General features: G+C 66.5%; 1 protein-coding gene. It reads right to left on the reverse strand.

The window, feature by feature from the left end; translation table 11 throughout:
* The coding region (locus tag PV363_RS17875; RefSeq protein WP_301023105.1) for an ATP-binding cassette domain-containing protein at positions 1-553 on the reverse strand (553 nt) is incomplete at both ends.

Here is a 553-nt window from a genome sequence, read left to right on the forward strand (position 1 = left end):
CTCGCGCTGCTGCAGGTAGCGCTTCCAGTCCATGGCGTAGACGTCCAGCTCGGACCGGTTGGCGTCGAGGTGGAAGACCTTGTTGACCGTCGCGCCGAGCAGCTCCACGTCGTGGCTGATCACGAGCAGCCCGCCGGAGTGGCCCTGCAGGAAGCTGCGCAGCCAGGCGATGGAGTCGGCGTCGAGGTGGTTGGTGGGCTCATCGAGGAGCATCGTCTCGGCGTCGGAATACAGGATGCGGGCCAGTTCCACGCGGCGGCGCTGGCCGCCGGAGAGAGTCTTCAGGGGCTGGTTCAGCAACCGGTCCGGCAGGGCGAGGTTGGAGCAGATGGTGGCCGCTTCGGACTCCGCGGCGTACCCGCCGGCGGAGAGGAACTCGGACTCCAACCGGTCATAGCGGTTCATTGCCTTCTGCGAGATCTTCGGATCATCGCTGGCCATTTCGTCCTGGCACTTCTTCAACTGCGCGGAGACCTTATCCAGTCCGCGGGCGGAGAGGATCCGGTCCCGGCCCAACTGGTCCATGTCCGGGGTGCGCGGATCCTGGGGCAGG

The sequence above is a fragment of the Mumia sp. genome (genome assembly GCF_028803055.1).
Lineage (GTDB): Bacteria > Actinomycetota > Actinomycetes > Propionibacteriales > Nocardioidaceae > Mumia.